The 15715-nt window shown below is 34.8% G+C and carries 11 protein-coding genes and 1 pseudogene; 9 read left to right on the plus strand and 3 right to left on the minus strand.

Annotated features, from left to right (window positions below):
• Window positions 1-539 precede the first annotated feature (539 nt).
• On the minus strand, window positions 540-3908 hold the full coding sequence (locus SH603_RS00575; RefSeq protein ID WP_321533630.1) for a BspA family leucine-rich repeat surface protein: 3369 nt from the start codon (window positions 3906-3908) through the stop codon (window positions 540-542).
• A 149-nt stretch (window positions 3909-4057) separates the two neighbouring features.
• Here SH603_RS00575 and SH603_RS00580 point away from each other — a divergent pair, with 149 nt between their 5' ends.
• On the plus strand, window positions 4058-5368 hold the full coding sequence (locus SH603_RS00580) for an IS1380 family transposase (RefSeq protein ID WP_321533631.1): 1311 nt from the start codon (window positions 4058-4060) through the stop codon (window positions 5366-5368).
• 177 nt (window positions 5369-5545) lie between these two features.
• Here SH603_RS00580 and SH603_RS00585 read toward each other — a convergent pair whose 3' ends face one another.
• Window positions 5546-5869 (minus strand): KxYKxGKxW signal peptide domain-containing protein, encoded by a 324-nt coding sequence (locus SH603_RS00585; protein WP_321533632.1) that lies wholly within the window; start codon window positions 5867-5869, stop codon window positions 5546-5548.
• 304 nt (window positions 5870-6173) lie between these two features.
• Between SH603_RS00585 and SH603_RS00590 the strand changes: the two are divergent.
• The 7 genes and pseudogenes from SH603_RS00590 to SH603_RS00620 all read left to right on the plus strand — a co-directional run.
• Window positions 6174-6311, plus strand: a pseudogene (locus tag SH603_RS00590) (helix-turn-helix domain-containing protein); the annotation flags it as partial.
• Between the two features lie 305 nt (window positions 6312-6616).
• Window positions 6617-7051 (plus strand): hypothetical protein, encoded by a 435-nt coding sequence (locus tag SH603_RS00595; protein WP_225437078.1) that lies wholly within the window; start codon window positions 6617-6619, stop codon window positions 7049-7051.
• Window positions 7052-7064: 13 nt separating this feature from the next.
• Window positions 7065-7454, plus strand: a complete 390-nt coding sequence (locus SH603_RS00600; RefSeq protein ID WP_321533633.1) for a hypothetical protein — start codon at window positions 7065-7067, stop codon at window positions 7452-7454.
• Window positions 7455-7814: 360 nt separating this feature from the next.
• Window positions 7815-8036 (plus strand): helix-turn-helix domain-containing protein, encoded by a 222-nt coding sequence (locus SH603_RS00605; RefSeq protein WP_169470938.1) that lies wholly within the window; start codon window positions 7815-7817, stop codon window positions 8034-8036.
• 2 nt (window positions 8037-8038) lie between these two features.
• On the plus strand, window positions 8039-12766 hold the full coding sequence (locus tag SH603_RS00610; protein ID WP_321533634.1) for a type ISP restriction/modification enzyme: 4728 nt from the start codon (window positions 8039-8041) through the stop codon (window positions 12764-12766).
• A gap of 3 nt (window positions 12767-12769) precedes the next feature.
• Window positions 12770-13015 carry a hypothetical protein gene (locus SH603_RS00615; RefSeq protein ID WP_142499489.1) on the plus strand — a complete coding sequence of 82 codons (246 nt, stop codon included), beginning with the start codon at window positions 12770-12772 and terminating at the stop codon, window positions 13013-13015.
• Between the two features lie 96 nt (window positions 13016-13111).
• Window positions 13112-13882, plus strand: coding sequence for a zinc ribbon domain-containing protein (locus tag SH603_RS00620; protein WP_229276829.1), 771 nt, complete (start codon window positions 13112-13114; stop codon window positions 13880-13882).
• A gap of 44 nt (window positions 13883-13926) precedes the next feature.
• Here the strand turns inward: SH603_RS00620 and SH603_RS00625 are convergent, their stop codons facing one another.
• Entirely contained in the window at window positions 13927-14868 is a 942-nt protein-coding gene (locus tag SH603_RS00625; RefSeq protein ID WP_321533635.1) for a hypothetical protein, read from the minus strand.
• 88 nt (window positions 14869-14956) lie between these two features.
• On the opposite strand from SH603_RS00625, the gene SH603_RS00630 reads away from it, so the two are divergent.
• Window positions 14957-15703 carry a zinc ribbon domain-containing protein gene (locus SH603_RS00630; RefSeq protein WP_321533636.1) on the plus strand — a complete coding sequence of 249 codons (747 nt, stop codon included), beginning with the start codon at window positions 14957-14959 and terminating at the stop codon, window positions 15701-15703.
• Window positions 15704-15715 lie beyond the last annotated feature (12 nt).

A 15715-nucleotide genomic window follows, 5' to 3' on the forward strand; every position in this document is an offset into this window, starting at 1 on the left:
TGATTATCGACAGTTCATATATTTATAAGGAAAAATTTGGAGACATTCGTGATATAATTGCGTCAAAATTGTCGCCAGATGATTAATAAACTTCCGTAGACTCAAAAAAATGCCCCTCAGACGAAACGAAAAACCGATTGGCATATAGTTGATCATTTAAATTGCGCTGAGAAGCTATTTTTTCGATGTTGAGATGCAAGAAAACTTCACTAAAATCTCCTCCAAGAATTTTAGTGAAAAGCGGTTTTACCTTCAACCGTATCTCCCAATAAAAGAAGAGGATCTTCGCTATGTGAAGGACCTCTTTTGTATTGGTAAACAATCCCCCGGTAAGACTATAATTAAAAATAAAACAAGTATTTTATAAGGTGAACAAAGATGGGTATTGTACAGAAATTATCTTATCCTTACCGAATATCATAGAACCTAAAAAAGAACTAGATCAATAGTCGAAGTGGCTAAGTCTAGTTCTCTAAGTCTCTTTATCATTACCAATTGATAAAGAGTTATTTTTTTATCTTAATTGCTTACTGTAAGAATTAATCTGCTAGGCTAAACTTATTTAGCTTAATCCATTGGTCTGAACTATTACCATTTCCTGCCGGATCATCAGTAAATCTTAAGACCAGTTGTAACCCTGCAGTCGATAGTGTTGGCAAATCAAAGTTAGCATTAAAGCCACTATATTGACTGCGGTAAATTTGTGGATAGACCTTAGCAACATCATCACGTTCACTAAGATTTAATCGTTGACGTCCAATTTCTTGGCCATTTTGAATTAAGATTGCATAGGCATACGGTTTAGTCATTGCATAATCGTTAGCTAACCAGCCCTGTACAGTCAGATGGCGATCATTTTGGACAACATTGTCAATGGAATAGGCTGATTGTTGGAATGTTCCCATATTTAACCAGGAGTCAGTATGTGCACCATTATTACCATTACCATTAGCATCTGCTGAATATCGGCTAACTAATGAGTAATTGTGTCCTGAAATTAAATGTAGTGAGTTGAATGCATAGTTGAACCGTGAGTGATTTGCAGTTTGAATATCGCCAAAGACATTCTTAACATCTTGCGATGATTGTAAACCAACCTTTTCAGAAGCAACCTGTTGTCCAGTAGTATTATCAAACACGATCAAATAATGATTAGGTTCAAGCTGTGAAAGATCTGTAGCATGCCAGCCTGCAACTTGTAATTGACCGTTGCTTAGTGTAACAGAATCAAGGTTAGATCGATTTGCCCGGTTTATTGGTTTAAACCAATAATCTACAGCATTCCCATTTCCGGCAGCATCATCTGTCCAGCGAGAAATAAATTGAATATTGTCATTGAAGAACTGTGGAGTTAGGTTAAAGTTCACACTGAATCCAGAGTTTACAGCATTAGCAACAGTATTATAAACATTAGCAACATCAGGACGACTAACAGCCGTTACCTTTTGCCGTGCAATTTCATGACCAAGGTTCCGGTCCCAGGCAATAATGTAGTGGTAAGGACGACCAGCAGCTTGGTTAGAAGCATGCCAACCATTAACAGTTAGAGTATTACCGTTTGAACTTGGCTTATCCAAGTAAGCCTGATTATCTTCATTTAGAGCTAGTGAGTTAAACCAGTAATCAACCCGAGCTCCTTCCCCATTATTTGGATCATTGCTATAACGGGAGACTAATCTTAACGAGTGATTAATACAACTATTGGGAATATCGATCGTGACGTTAAATCCAGAATAAAGGCTATTATCAACATTTGAATATGCTCTTTGAACGTCCGAACGAACTTGCGGTACAAGCTTTTGACGAGCAATCTCGTGCCCTAGTGTATTATCAAACACAATCATATAACGGTAACGATCAGAGTTGCTTGCACCTGTAGCATGCCAACCACTGGCAATGAGTTGGGCCTGTCCTTGGTTGTTTTCAGTCAATTTGTAGCTGTCTAAGTAGCCATAATTAGCATTTACATTATTCGATATGGTGGTTGAATCGTAAGGAACTTCATTGTTAGCTAAAGTAGTATTGATTTTTTTAACATTAACATTAATAGTACCAATGCCATCATCACCAACTGTAATAGTGGATGGGACCTGTTCATCCTTATTAGCTAATTCATAACCATCTGGTAACGAGAGCTTAACATCAACTTTATCGCCAACTTTTCCTGAAACTTGGTCGGTTTTTACTACCTTGCCATCTGGATCGATATAGTTAATGTGACCTGATACTGTAACAGGAATCTTCTTTACATTTACTATAACTGTTTGAATTCCATTTTCTGTTACCGGTACTGTCGTTGGAAGTTGCTCGTCTTTATTTGCTAGTTCATAACCATCTGGTAAATTGATATTAATTTTAACATTATCACCAATTTTGCCGGAAACAATGTCTGTTTTTAGTAATTTTCCAGTTAGATCTACATAATTTATTGAGCCTGTCTTAGTTATCGGTGTCTTTTTTACATTAACCGTTATTATCTGTAATTTACCCTCTTTAATAATTAAAGAAGTTGGAACCTTTTCACCATTTTCATCGAGTTGATAACCCTTGGGAATAGACAGTTCAATAGGAAGTGCCTTACCAACTACTCCAGTAAGATGATCTGTCTGAATGATTTTATTATTTTCATCAACATAGTTTATAACAGCCTCCTTAAGTTTTCCTATTTTCATATCATAAGTTAATTCGGCATTAGCAGCATCAGAAGGATTCAAAATAACTTTAGGATTGATTAATTTTAGATTTATTTTTGTTGGATAGATCAGCTGTGTTCCTTTATCTAAATTTTTATAAAAAATTTGATATTGTTTCTCAGCAGTTTCATATACTAATTTTCCAACTATTTCATTAACTATTTGAGTTTCAGATTTATCTGCTTCAACTTTATAAAATGTAGGTGTATGGATGAGAGCAATTGTGGAACCTGGCAGTCCCATTAAACCATTTACATCAGTTAGTCTAACTTGATTATTAAAATGATGTTGGGAATTCCGGACATGGAACATCTTAATGTTAGACAGAAAAAACATATCTTCTATATTAGTTAGGCTACTAGTATCCCAATTGCTTAGATTTAAATCTGTTAAAGAGGGAGTTCCTGAAAACATGCCTTCCATATTAGTGACATTATGTGTGTCCCAATTATTTAAATTAACTGTTTTTAACGCTGTATCGTTTTGGAACATTAAAGCCATATTAGTAACATTACTTGTATCCCAATCATCCAAATTTAATGATTGGAGTGTAGCATTCCCACTAAACATTCCCTCCATATTAATAACATTACCAGTATCCCAGTTCTCAATACTCTCAGGGATAACTAAATTCGATGAGGAAAACATAAATGACATATCTTTAACGTTGCTAGTATCCCAGTTATTTAAATTAAGATGTTTTAGCTCAGGATCTGAACTAAACATACTAGACATATTTTTTACATTACTTACATTCCAATTACTAAGACCATTTATACTTTTCAAATGGTGTTGATAATTAAACATTGCCATCATATTAATAATTTTACTTGTATCTAGATTAGACAAATCAACATCTGTAAGTTGAAAATGATCCTCTTTGGTTAATACAAAAGGACCAACAAGTTTATCATCAGTATAAATTATTCCTTTTGAATCAAATGCACCTGACCAATCATCATTTGTAGCAACCACTTTATCATTTAATAAACCTTTTGTTTTACTAATTGCTATAGTAGAATAAGACTTTGTAGGATCACTTGTATGCCGTAAAGCATCATGTAAGACTGTAGAAGTAACCCCTACAGCTTCTTTATTATCTACATTTACTCCTGCATTATTAAAATCATTTAAATTAGGCACTACAATATGTTGAGTGTCTTGTCCATGGTAACCTGTTAAATTAATAATATTATTACCTGAATTATTCACCATAAGTTCTCCAAGCACAGCGTCACCCCGTTATCATGGGCGGTACTGTGTTTTTTTGTTTTTCACCTTTTTAGTGCAGAAAAAGAACCTCCGATTTGGTATAGTTGATTCACCACAAGTCAGCTATCCACCAAAAGAAAGAGGTCCTTCTCATGGCAACTTTACCGGAAAAACGAGTTAATTTCAATCCTAAATTACATATTTCGCACACTGGTGGTGAACTTTCCACTGATGCTGGGCTAGTGTTGGTCAAAGAATTAATGGCGCAACTCAATTTCACGACCTTAGCGTATCAATTAGTCCATTTTGATGACCAGCGCCATTACGCTCGTTACAGCAACGTTAGTCTACTAGAGCAGGTCGTGCTGCAGTTGATCGCCGGCTACCCTGCCGATCTAGCTGCCACTAGTTTGCGCGATGACCCCACATTTAAATTACTATTGGCACAACCGCAATTGGCCTCACAACCGTTGTTATCCCGTTTTTGGCAACGCTGTGACGAGCAGACCATCACCTCATTACAAACGTTGAATCAAGCATTGCTTGACCAAGCGTGGACTGGCGCCAAGCAACAACAGCTAATTCTCGATATTGACTCGACCCATGCCGATACTCATGGTCATCAGGAAAAAACGGCCTTTAATGCGCATTACGGTACCACGGGTTACCATCCGCTGGTCGCTTTTGACGGGCAAACGGGCCACTGTTTAAAGGCTCAATTGCGCCCAGGTAATGTTTATACCAGTACGGATATTGCCCCCTTTATCACACCACTACTACAGCACTATCATCAAGTCAAACCGAACGCTGATATCTTGGTCCGCGGGGATAGTGGCTTTGCGACTCCAGAATTATACGAAACTTGTGAAGCCAACGACACTTTTTACTTGATCCGCCTGAAAGCCAATCGGCGGCTGAACCAACTGGCTGAACGTTTTGTTCAGATCAGTGATGAGCAGAATTGGACTGAGACCGAGGTCCATTATTATCGCGCGTCTTATCAAGCCCGATCATGGCCTAAGCCGCGCCAGATCTATATTAAATCAACTCGACCAGCTGGTGAATTGTTATTTCAACATGAATACCTCGTGTCCAATTTAACGAGTTTTGTCGCCGAAGATGCGTTTCACGCCTATCACCAACGGGGTCAAATGGAAAACTATATCAAGGAAGCCAAAGCTGGCTTTTACCTGGATAAAATGACTAGCTCGCAATTTATACCAAATTATGCCCGCATGATGCTCAGTGTCCTCGCTTATAATTTAGTCAGCTTGATGCGCCAATTGTTGCCTGCACAACATCAGCGATTACAGGTTACAACCTTGCGCTTATGGCTGTTTAAAGTAGCGGGTAAGCTGGTGACCAGCGGCCGGCAACTTTATCTAAAATTAAGTCGCCACCACGTCTATCAGGATTTGTTTTATCAACTGTTAGCTCGAATCCAAGCGCTACAGTGGGGCTAGCTCAGTACGATAAATCAAAAAAAGGCCGTTCGATCAAGGGGCAAGTACGCCCAAAATTGAGGATCAAAGATTTATCCAGCCCCATAATTTGGTAGCCTTTAGCAAAAACAGTACATCTTGGTTTGACTACGCCATAGCAGCACGAGAATTGGTCCAAAATTGTGCGGTATGCCGATATTAAACCTCGTATGAATAATTCGAGTTATTACTATCTTGATAATCCCAGTCTTTTACATTTACTGTTCCATAAATATTAGGATCCAATTCATTAGAACTGTTTGTAGCAGCAAATGCTGTCTCGGTAGTCGAAGTAGCTGAAGTGCTCTGGTTACCACCTTGATTTATTTGACTTTCTTGCACGGATTGATTGTTTTCAGCTGTTGTATCGGCATGAGCTGTATAGGCACCGATCCCGCCCAACAAAGTAATTGTTGTAGCAGTTAAGGTAGCTACTACCCAGTTTTTACCAGCTTTATATAATTTCTTATGTTCCTTAGCCATTAAAATCCCTTCTTATTAATAATTTAGTTATTTAGTTCAAACTATGCTTAATAATAAGTTAGTTTGTTAACACTAATTTTACTCTCTTTATAACAAGTTAGTCTACTTTGACGTGAAATTGTTTGCATGATTGACTAGTATATTGATATAAAAGTTTATCATTGATTCGCTACTCTTCTTTTTATATACATTGTTTTTCATATGGCAGATTGTAAAATTTAAGTTGAACATTTAAGTGGACAGAAAAACCCATCAAGGTCTTTAATGGTGTTACCACAACATTCCATTAGAAAGAAGGACCTTAATGGGCACCACTATTTTATCATTCCAGAACCGCGTTGTCATTGAAACGCTTCATAATGAAGGACGTTCCTTGCGATACATCGCTAACTACTTAGGCTTTAGTAAGACCACCATCTTTAACGAACTTCACCGGCTAAATAGGATCACCAATTGGTTCAAATCAATTGGTATCTGAATTCACGGCCAATTAAATGTCTTAATTGGCATACACCAATCGAGATCTTCTTGCTTAATCTACGTCACTAAATTCGTTCAAGTTATTTCTTGCAATCTGCCATATACTAAAATCTCCCCCAGACTTTTTAGTGAAAAATGTTTCTTTAACCTATAGACATTCTACAAGGAGTAGGATGTCTTTTTATTATCCTCTTCACGAACATATGTACGCATGATATACTTATTATACAAACGAACGTTCGATCGAAGTGTTAAAGGATGATTGTAATGAGTAATAAGATATACCGTGTTTTGGATGAAGAGTCGGGTACTTATATTAGTAAAGTGGCGGGATTTATACGATCTGAAAAATATACAAACGTTGATTCAGCCTATGTCTATAGTAAAGAGCAAGCAACAAAGATAGTTGAATTAATGAATTATATGCGTGACCATATGTTAAAAAAAGAAAATCTACCTTCGGGATTAGAGGAAAATCTTCGAAATCAGACTCTTGCCATTATTGAGGTAGAACTAAAAGACGTAAAACTATCTTTAGAAGAGATTGCCAGGGCTCTTGAGTCAGCAAAAGCAAAGAAAATACCCAAAGAACAAGCTTTTAGGAACGCACAGTGGGAAAGAATTCGTCGATATCACGACTATTTTGATTATGATATTAGTACCCCAAGTCATCAATATATCTATATGCATGATTGCTTTTAGGAGATGTCTCTAAATGAAAGGACCAATTTTAAATCCTACTAAAAAATTATTACGAAGGGCCAATAAAAAAATAGAGGAAATATACAATCCACGAAAGAAACAAGCTTTATTCGTGTTCACCACTAACCTTGACGGCTACCATCTCACCTATAAAATGAGTTTAGATACTTTTGCCACTTTAGGAACGGCAATCTCTCCTGTTATGATAAGCGAAATTCCTGCTAAAGATATAGATAGTAGAGAATATATTTTATTTCTATTTGCTATTTATAATAAATGGAATAAGTTACCCATGGTTTTTAGAGGCTATACTCCAGAACAGGTTAAATGGTTTATGAAAAAATTCGGAAATAGAATATACAATGAAAAATCTACGGTTGACTGGTGGCGTAATACTTATTAAATAGCTACTTTCGTGTTATGATATAATTAGGGTGTTGTGTGCTGCACAGTAAGAATCTAACAAAAAATAGACATCTATCATTACCTCAATTGAAGTAGTTAATAGATGTCTATTTTTCTTATTTCTATCAATTGTCCCCTGCGCAGGATACAAACCACCAATTTTATCATAATATCAAAATAATACTATGATCAAGTAGAACAAATAGGGTATAATATGATCAGTTACTATTTAGAGTAACGATTTTCATCTTCATTGGAGCTCCAGGACATCTTCCCAGTCCTGGGCTTCTTTTTTATACTCATTTACACGTAAGCGTGTCTATTATATACTTAATATATCAATAATAAGGGGAAAGAAATGAATGAAATAGATTTAAATAATCCCAATATTATGGATGCAAAAGAAGCAGCTAAAATATGGGATAAAAATGAAGGATATGTAAGAACAGCATATAAAAAAACACCAGAAAAGTTTCCAGAAGGTTCAATCCGCAAATTTGGAAGCACATGGGTTGTAACCACTAAAGCAATGGAAGCTATTACTGGCGAAAAAGATCCTAGAAAAAGGAATAGGGAGTAATTATGGCAACATTTGATGAATTAGTTAAACAAATTGATGATAATTTAGAGAATCAACGAGATCGTGGTACAGCTTTCGAAAAGATGGTGGTTGCGTACTTAAAGAACGAACCAACATATAAGCAAACATATGCCGATGTTTGGATGTTAAACGAGGTTCCAGAAGAATATGGAATCCCTAAAAGAGATTTAGGAGTAGATATTGTAGCCCGTGATTATGCTGGTAATTTAACAGCAATTCAAGCTAAATATTACAAGGGAAAAGTAGGAAAAGATACCATCAACTCCTTCGTTGCTGAAATGGGGAAAGATTACTATTCAGCAGGTATGTTAGTCTCCTCAATAGATGATTGGAATCGTAATGCAGAAGCTGCATTAGAGAATAATACAAAACCAATTACACGTATCGGTCTCTCTCAATTAAGACGTGCTCATTTTGATTGGCAAAAATTTTCATTTGCTAAAGAAAATGATCTAAAAATAAAAAAAGAGAAAAAACTTCGTTACTACCAAGAAGATGCAATTAATAATTCCCTTAAATATTTTAAGGAACATGATCGTGGGAAGTTAATTATGGCACCAGGTACGGGAAAGACATTTACCAGTCTTAAAATTACAGAAGCGTTAATGGAGGATCAAGGTAAGAAAACATTTAATGTTCTTTACTTGGTTCCAAGTATTCAGTTGCTTTCCCAGACACTCTTTAACTGGAATAATGATGTCTCTGAAGATATTCATATGACTTCTTTCTCTGTTGTATCTGACCGCAAGGCTAATCAGAAAAAGAGTAAAAATGATGATGATCTTGGAGCAAAGGATATTGGATTTGAACCTACTACTAATGTTACTGAGCTAATGAACAATTATAACCAGATCAAATCTCTAAAGTTAGGGAAAAATATGAACGTGGTATTCAGTACGTATCAGTCAATCGACGTCCTGCACAAAGCACAAGAAGAAGGTTACCCAGAGTTTGACTTAATTATTGCTGATGAAGCCCATAGAACTACTGGTGCAACTAAACTAGGAGAAGATAGTGCATTTACCGAAGTACACTCTAATAAAAATATAAAGAGTAAGCTACGTTTGTATCAAACCGCTACTCCAAAAATTTACGATCAAAACGCTAAACGCAAGGCTGAAGAAAATAGTATTGTTGTTTCCTCTATGGATGATACCGATAAATATGGTGAGGAAATATATCGTCTTGGTTTCGGTGAAGCTGTATCAAGAGGGTTCCTTACTGACTATAAGGTAACTGTCTTGGCAGTTAGTGAATCGTATATTAATAAAGATATGCAGCAGATTATGGCCGCCGATAATCAATTAAAGGTTGACGATATTGGAAAAATAATTGGTGTATGGAATGCAATGGTTAAACGTAATGGTGTTACTGGCGAAATAACAGGTGCGCCAATGAAACGAGCTATTGCGTTTACTGATACCATTAAACACTCTGAAGCAATTTCTAAAGAATTTGAAGAAGTTGTTAATGAATACCTTGATGCTCAGTCAATTGATAGCTTTAAAGTAGATGTTAAACACGTTGATGGAGGCTTAAATGCTTTAGAGAAAGAAGAGGCAATAGATTGGTTAGCTGACGATAATATCGAGGATAACCGTGCCCGTGTTTTATCCAATGTCCGATTCCTTACAGAAGGTATTGATGTTCCTAATCTAGACGGTATTATCTTTTTCAGTCCCAAAAAATCACAAGTTGATATTGTGCAAGCTGTTGGTAGAATCATGCGACGCGCCGAAAGGAAAGAATACGGATATATTATTTTGCCAATTGTTGTTGCAAATTGTGTTGATCCTCGAGATGCGTTAGACAACGATAAGCAGTATAAGCAAGTTTGGCAAGTCCTTAATGCTCTACGCTCCACTGATGAACGTTTCGATGCCGAAGTCAACAAGCTTGATCTTAATAAGAAAAAAGATGGCCGGATCAATTTTATCGGTGTAGACTCAAGCCCTGATACGGATGTTACTGAAAATGATGGAAAAGAAATAGAAAAGAATCAAAAGCCAAAGCAACTTGAACTTCCTCTTGATTGGAGAGAAATGCAAAATGCGTTCTATGGAAGAGTCGTTCAAAAGGTAGGGGATCGACGGTATCTTGAGGATTGGTCAAAAGATGTCGCTGATATTGCAAAGATGTATATCAGACGAATTAGCGATCTAATTGACAGCAACGAAGGAGCAAAGATGGCCTTCAATAAGTTTCTTACCAGTCTTCATCATAATATTAATGATTCTATTAGTAAGGACGATGCTGTTCAGATGTTGGCCCAACATCTTATCACTGAACCGATATTTGACGCATTATTTGGCGATTACGATTTTGTGAAGAATAATGTTGTTTCTAAATCACTAAACGATATTATTACTACATTAAAGGTATTTGGATTTGCAAAGGAACAGGAACAATTAAAGCCGTTTTATGAATCAGTTAAACTACGTGCTTCGGGTATCGATAACGCTGAGGGAAAACAGAGACTTATTGTCACTTTATACGATAAGTTCTTTAGTACAGGGTTTAAGGACACTACTGAACAATTAGGAATCGTATTTACGCCTGTTGAAGTTGTAGACTTTATTATCCATTCAGTTGATGACGCACTTCAAAAGTATTTTGGAAAGCATTTATCCGATAAAGGTGTACATATTCTTGATCCGTTTACTGGAACCGGAACCTTTATTACTCGAACCCTACAATATCTTAAACAACAAATGGACGAGGGCAAAATTACTTTTGACAATATCCTGCGTAAATATCTTCATGAGCTCCATGCAAATGAAATTATCTTACTTAGCTATTACATCGCAGCAATTAATATTGAAGCTGTCTTCGACGAGGTTAATGGACCAGATAGAGGTTATCAACCATTTGAGGGAATTGTATTAACGGATACATTTGAAAGTACGGAACGCCAGAATTCCTTTATAGATGTGTTATTAGGGCAAAATAACGAAAGATTAAAGAAACAACAAGAACAACCAATTACAGCTATTATTAGTAATCCGCCATATTCAATCGTAAACCATAATTCAAATAGACTCGATTCAAATATGCATTATCCAAAATTGGAACAAGAAATCGCAAATACGTATGTAAAAGACAGTACAACTAAGAATAGTATTAGTATGTATGATTCCTACATAAAAGCTTTTAGATGGGCAACAGACAGAATACAGAAGAAAGGGATCGTTGGATTCATAACTAATAGTGGCTATTTAGATAGTAAAAGTGCCGATGGTTTCCGAGCAAATTTATATAAAGACTTCAACCATATTTATATTTATAATTTAAGGGGAGCAATTCACGGTAAAACTGGACAATTAGCAAAAGATGAAGGACAAAATATTTTCGATATCATGACTGGTGTCTCTATTATAATTCTGGTAAAAGACGGTACACTAGAGCATAAAATTCATTACGCCGATATAGGAAAAGGACTATCTCGAAAAGAGAAACTACGATTAATAAAAAAGAACAATTCAATTTTTAACTTACCAACCCATATTCTGAAACCAGATAAATTTAATGATTGGTTGAATCAGCGCAACACAGAATACGAAAGCTTTATTCCATTAGCAGATGATCATAGCTCACACGCAATATTTGGCTCACACACAATGGGTGTAAAGACTAATAGAGACGCTTGGGTAATAGGATTTGGGAAAAACGAGGTTAAGAATAAAACTCATAAGTTAATACGACATTACAATAATGAACTACAATCTTTAGCAAAGGACAAAGACTACAAGGTCAATAATGATCCAAAATATATAAAATGGACTTCTAAGTTGCTAAAAGCTGCCCGTGCAAATAACATCATTAAGTATACTGACAAGAAACTTATAAAGACTCTTTATAGACCATTTACAAAGAAATGGATGTACTATGATGAACTCCTTATAGAGCGCTCTCGTTCGTATGCAGAAGAATGGGGATTATCTAACCTGATGTTATTTACTACGGGTCGTGGTATAAGTAGAAACTTTTCTTCAATTGTAACCAATCAAATACCTAATGCAGAATTAATGTATGCCGGACAAGGCTTTATGAAAGACATACATCATGAAGATAGCGACGAGTTAATAAAGGAGCCCACCTCTAATATGAGGAAAATATCTGAAACACTCTCGGAACCTTCAAAAATATTCGCATATATCTATGCATTATTAAATGAGAAGGACTATCAAGAAAAATATGCCAATAATTTACGAAAAGACATTGCGAAGATTCCTATTGTAAAGGGAATAGATAAATTCGTTAAAATTGGTAAAAAACTAATATCACTACATCTTAATTATGAAGAGGTAGAACCTTATAAACAAGTTACGATCAGATTAAATGGAGTACCTAATTATAGGGTTAATAAAATGAAATACGGTAAAAAGAAAGATCCCAAAACAGGCAAATCGGTAAAAGATAGATCTACAATTATTTTCAATAGTTATATTACAATTAGTGATATTCCTGAAAAAGCGTACCAATATATAGTAAATGGAAAATCAGCAATTGAATGGATCATGGATCAATATAAGGTAAAAACAGACAATAAATCAGGTATCATTGATGATCCAAATGACTATAGTGACGACCCTAAATATATTTTCAATTTGCTTTTAAGAATCATAAATGTATCAGTTCAAACTGTTGATTTAATTGATCAGTTACCTAAGTTTGAAGTAGATGAAAGTTACTATAAAGACAAGGGGTAGGCAATGAAAAAATCAACAATAACATTAATTTGGACGATTACAGCTGTAGTATTAATACTTTTCAGCAGCTTCTTCATTCACAAAGAGAATATTGCGCCTGTGATTAATATAATTGGGTGCCTTATCCTAGTAAGAGAATTTACACAAACCTTTGGTAAAGGAAGTAAGAAAGTTATTTTCTGGGGTTATATAGGGATAGCTGCATGTTTGGTAGCTGTTTTCATAGATTTAATTCTACTAGCCTTCTAAATAAATTGATAAAACATTCATTTTACTTGATTACGTTTAATGAGTATAATTTAAACGTTAATTCATAGATGGAATTCTAAAAATGAGGTAGGAAATATGGAAAAGCATTGCCCTAAATGTGGGGCATCTAACAAAAGCGATGCAAAGTTTTGCAGAAAATGTGGATATCATTTTGCAACACAACATCCTGAGAAACAATTAGAGCCAAGTAAGAAAACTGTACAAACACGAGAAAATATAAGGCAGTCTAACTCAAATAATAATAAATTGTTAGTTGCTATAATAATTGTTTTATTGATTGTTATAGCGGGATTTATATTATACGAAGTGAATAGTAAAGAGAAGAGTAACTCTAATTCCAATCAAACGACGTCTTCACGAACCCAATCTAGAAGCTCTAGTAGTATATCTGACAATTCTAATGGAGAAAAATCATCCTCACACAACTATGAGTTGAGTTCAGGAAATAATCCCAAATTAGATGCAGCGGCATTAATATACTACGTAGCTAAAAACGATATATCCGATTCTTCTATTGATTCAAATGGATATATCGTAAAAATTCCAAGTGATAGTAGCCTGCTTGATTCGCTTTCGAAAAAGGGACAAAATCAAGTTTACGAGGTCTATAGAGAAGAAAATCGAAATGATGGTGGTCCGGTATTCTTATATACTATCGATTCAGACGATACCATCAATATTTATCGTGAATCAGAAAATGAAGGATTTGACTCTGATAAAGTTTATGATCCTGTCAAATCAATATCTAAAAATGACATTATGGATTACTTAAATAATCGTAATATGGGATCTGCCGTTAAAGATTTAAGTGACCAGGTCGAAATTCAGCAAACAGGAAGCGATTAAAAAATAAAGATGAACTGAGAATAATTTCGGTTCATCTTTATTTTTTAATCTTTTTTATACAAATCTCCTGCTAAATTGACAGCAAAAGTATCCCCCATATTTTGGGTAGTAAAACGCAAATTACAAACAAGTTCATCATCATCCATTATTTTAACTAATTCTTCTAGTGCTTTATCCATACCCTTTGGGAAATTCCCGTTATTACTAATCCAGTTAATTGTTGGCCCCTGAGCATAAATAATATCGACTTGATGATATCCTTTAGGAGCAGGCCCGAAGGAGAAACGACATTTATTTTCTTTGGCGTCATTATCTCCTTCTTCGATTTTACTTTGATCTTGTATTTCTTGTCTCGAATCCTTTTCCTTACTATTTTTATCATTAGTAACATCTGCTTCTTCCTGTATTACATCCTGTACAGTCTTTTCTTTAGGATCAATTTTAAGAGATGAGATATTAAATGGCTGAGTATTTTTCTCTTCAATTATAGTATTATATGTCTCAACCATTTTTTCATTATTATTTAAGATTAATGGTTTTATACTCTTCTTTATAAAAGTTGCATCATGTTCAGTATTTGCGTTAATAATTAACTTCTTATTATCTCCATATTTCAATATTAGTGAATAGCTCCCATCATAAAGATTATCTTGACAAGAGCTTAAATCGATAAATAGAAAATTATCTTTAATATTATTTTCATTAGCATTCTCACCATTAATAATGGTATCTATAGTAGATTGAGAAATATTAACGATTCTGTAGTTTGTTATAATTAGTAGATTATTATTTAATCCTAAATGCTCACTTTTAAAAACAATATTAATCTCTTCATCCTTATAAAAGTCATTATTTAGTGCAAGGTCAAAATCTAAGTGATTTCTAATAATAGATTGTTGGACAATCCTTAAAATAGAAGCTCGCAGTATCTTTTTATTTGTCATGTCTAAATTCGATTTAACGTTTTCCACATATTTAATTTGCATAAGTAATCCTCTTTTCATCTAATAATATTATATGTATTTATGATAATATTAACTTATACAAAATTAAAATAGGCAAGGAGTAAATTTTATGAATAGCAAGTGTCCAAAGTGTGGTCATGAAATACAAAAGGGAGATGATTTTTGTACTAATTGCGGCTATAAATTAAAGCAAGATAACGCAGAAAAAATTTTTAGCAATAATAATGGCCAAGATCCTATTAAGCGAAAGCCGATTCAGAAAATGAAAGTACTAGAAGACTCTTCAGCAGATCTTCGTAAGGAAGAGATTAAAGAAATTTGGAAGAAAAAATACTTTTGGGGAATCCTAGCCGTACTAGCTATAGTAGTCCTGATTGTTAAAGCAAATATTTTACCTAAGGGGTACAGTGATCCAGATGATGTTATAGACTATTGTATGAAACGTAACTCCTTTATGAATCAAACAGAAAATCAATCTGATGTTAGTGAAATGTTGGCAGATATGTTTGGAGTAGATAATGATGCCAAATTTCATGAATTATTACAAAATAGAAAAACAAAGCGATATGTCTTTAAATATTCATACGATGGTGAATCAATTCCTAGTTATGTTGTGGCAACAAGAGTAAACGATGGAACCTACGATGTAGATATTACACCAGTGAAAAAGTCTCATATTGCTAGTATACTTAAAACCGGTGTGAGTCAAGAATATATGGATAAACACTTTCCCTCTGATAATTATGTTGGGTATAGTAATAACGATTTTGATGACATGGATATAGACCTAGATGATCATATTTCTAAACCTAAAACAATTAGTAGTAATACTTTTGTTCCTAAATTTCAAGAATAAGTTAGCCACTGG

Origin of the sequence: Limosilactobacillus reuteri (assembly GCF_034259105.1) — a bacterium.
Lineage (GTDB): Bacteria > Bacillota > Bacilli > Lactobacillales > Lactobacillaceae > Limosilactobacillus > Limosilactobacillus reuteri_G.

Coding starts and splice junctions, on each gene's coding strand:
- SH603_RS00575 (WP_321533630.1), bottom strand. CDS start 3,908: ATGGTGAATAATTCAGGTAATAATATTATTAATTTAACAGGTTACCAT.
- SH603_RS00580 (WP_321533631.1), top strand. CDS start 4,058: ATGGCAACTTTACCGGAAAAACGAGTTAATTTCAATCCTAAATTACAT.
- SH603_RS00585 (WP_321533632.1), bottom strand. CDS start 5,869: ATGGCTAAGGAACATAAGAAATTATATAAAGCTGGTAAAAACTGGGTA.
- SH603_RS00595 (WP_225437078.1), top strand. CDS start 6,617: ATGAGTAATAAGATATACCGTGTTTTGGATGAAGAGTCGGGTACTTAT.
- SH603_RS00600 (WP_321533633.1), top strand. CDS start 7,065: ATGAAAGGACCAATTTTAAATCCTACTAAAAAATTATTACGAAGGGCC.
- SH603_RS00605 (WP_169470938.1), top strand. CDS start 7,815: ATGAATGAAATAGATTTAAATAATCCCAATATTATGGATGCAAAAGAA.
- SH603_RS00610 (WP_321533634.1), top strand. CDS start 8,039: ATGGCAACATTTGATGAATTAGTTAAACAAATTGATGATAATTTAGAG.
- SH603_RS00615 (WP_142499489.1), top strand. CDS start 12,770: ATGAAAAAATCAACAATAACATTAATTTGGACGATTACAGCTGTAGTA.
- SH603_RS00620 (WP_229276829.1), top strand. CDS start 13,112: ATGGAAAAGCATTGCCCTAAATGTGGGGCATCTAACAAAAGCGATGCA.
- SH603_RS00625 (WP_321533635.1), bottom strand. CDS start 14,868: ATGCAAATTAAATATGTGGAAAACGTTAAATCGAATTTAGACATGACA.
- SH603_RS00630 (WP_321533636.1), top strand. CDS start 14,957: ATGAATAGCAAGTGTCCAAAGTGTGGTCATGAAATACAAAAGGGAGAT.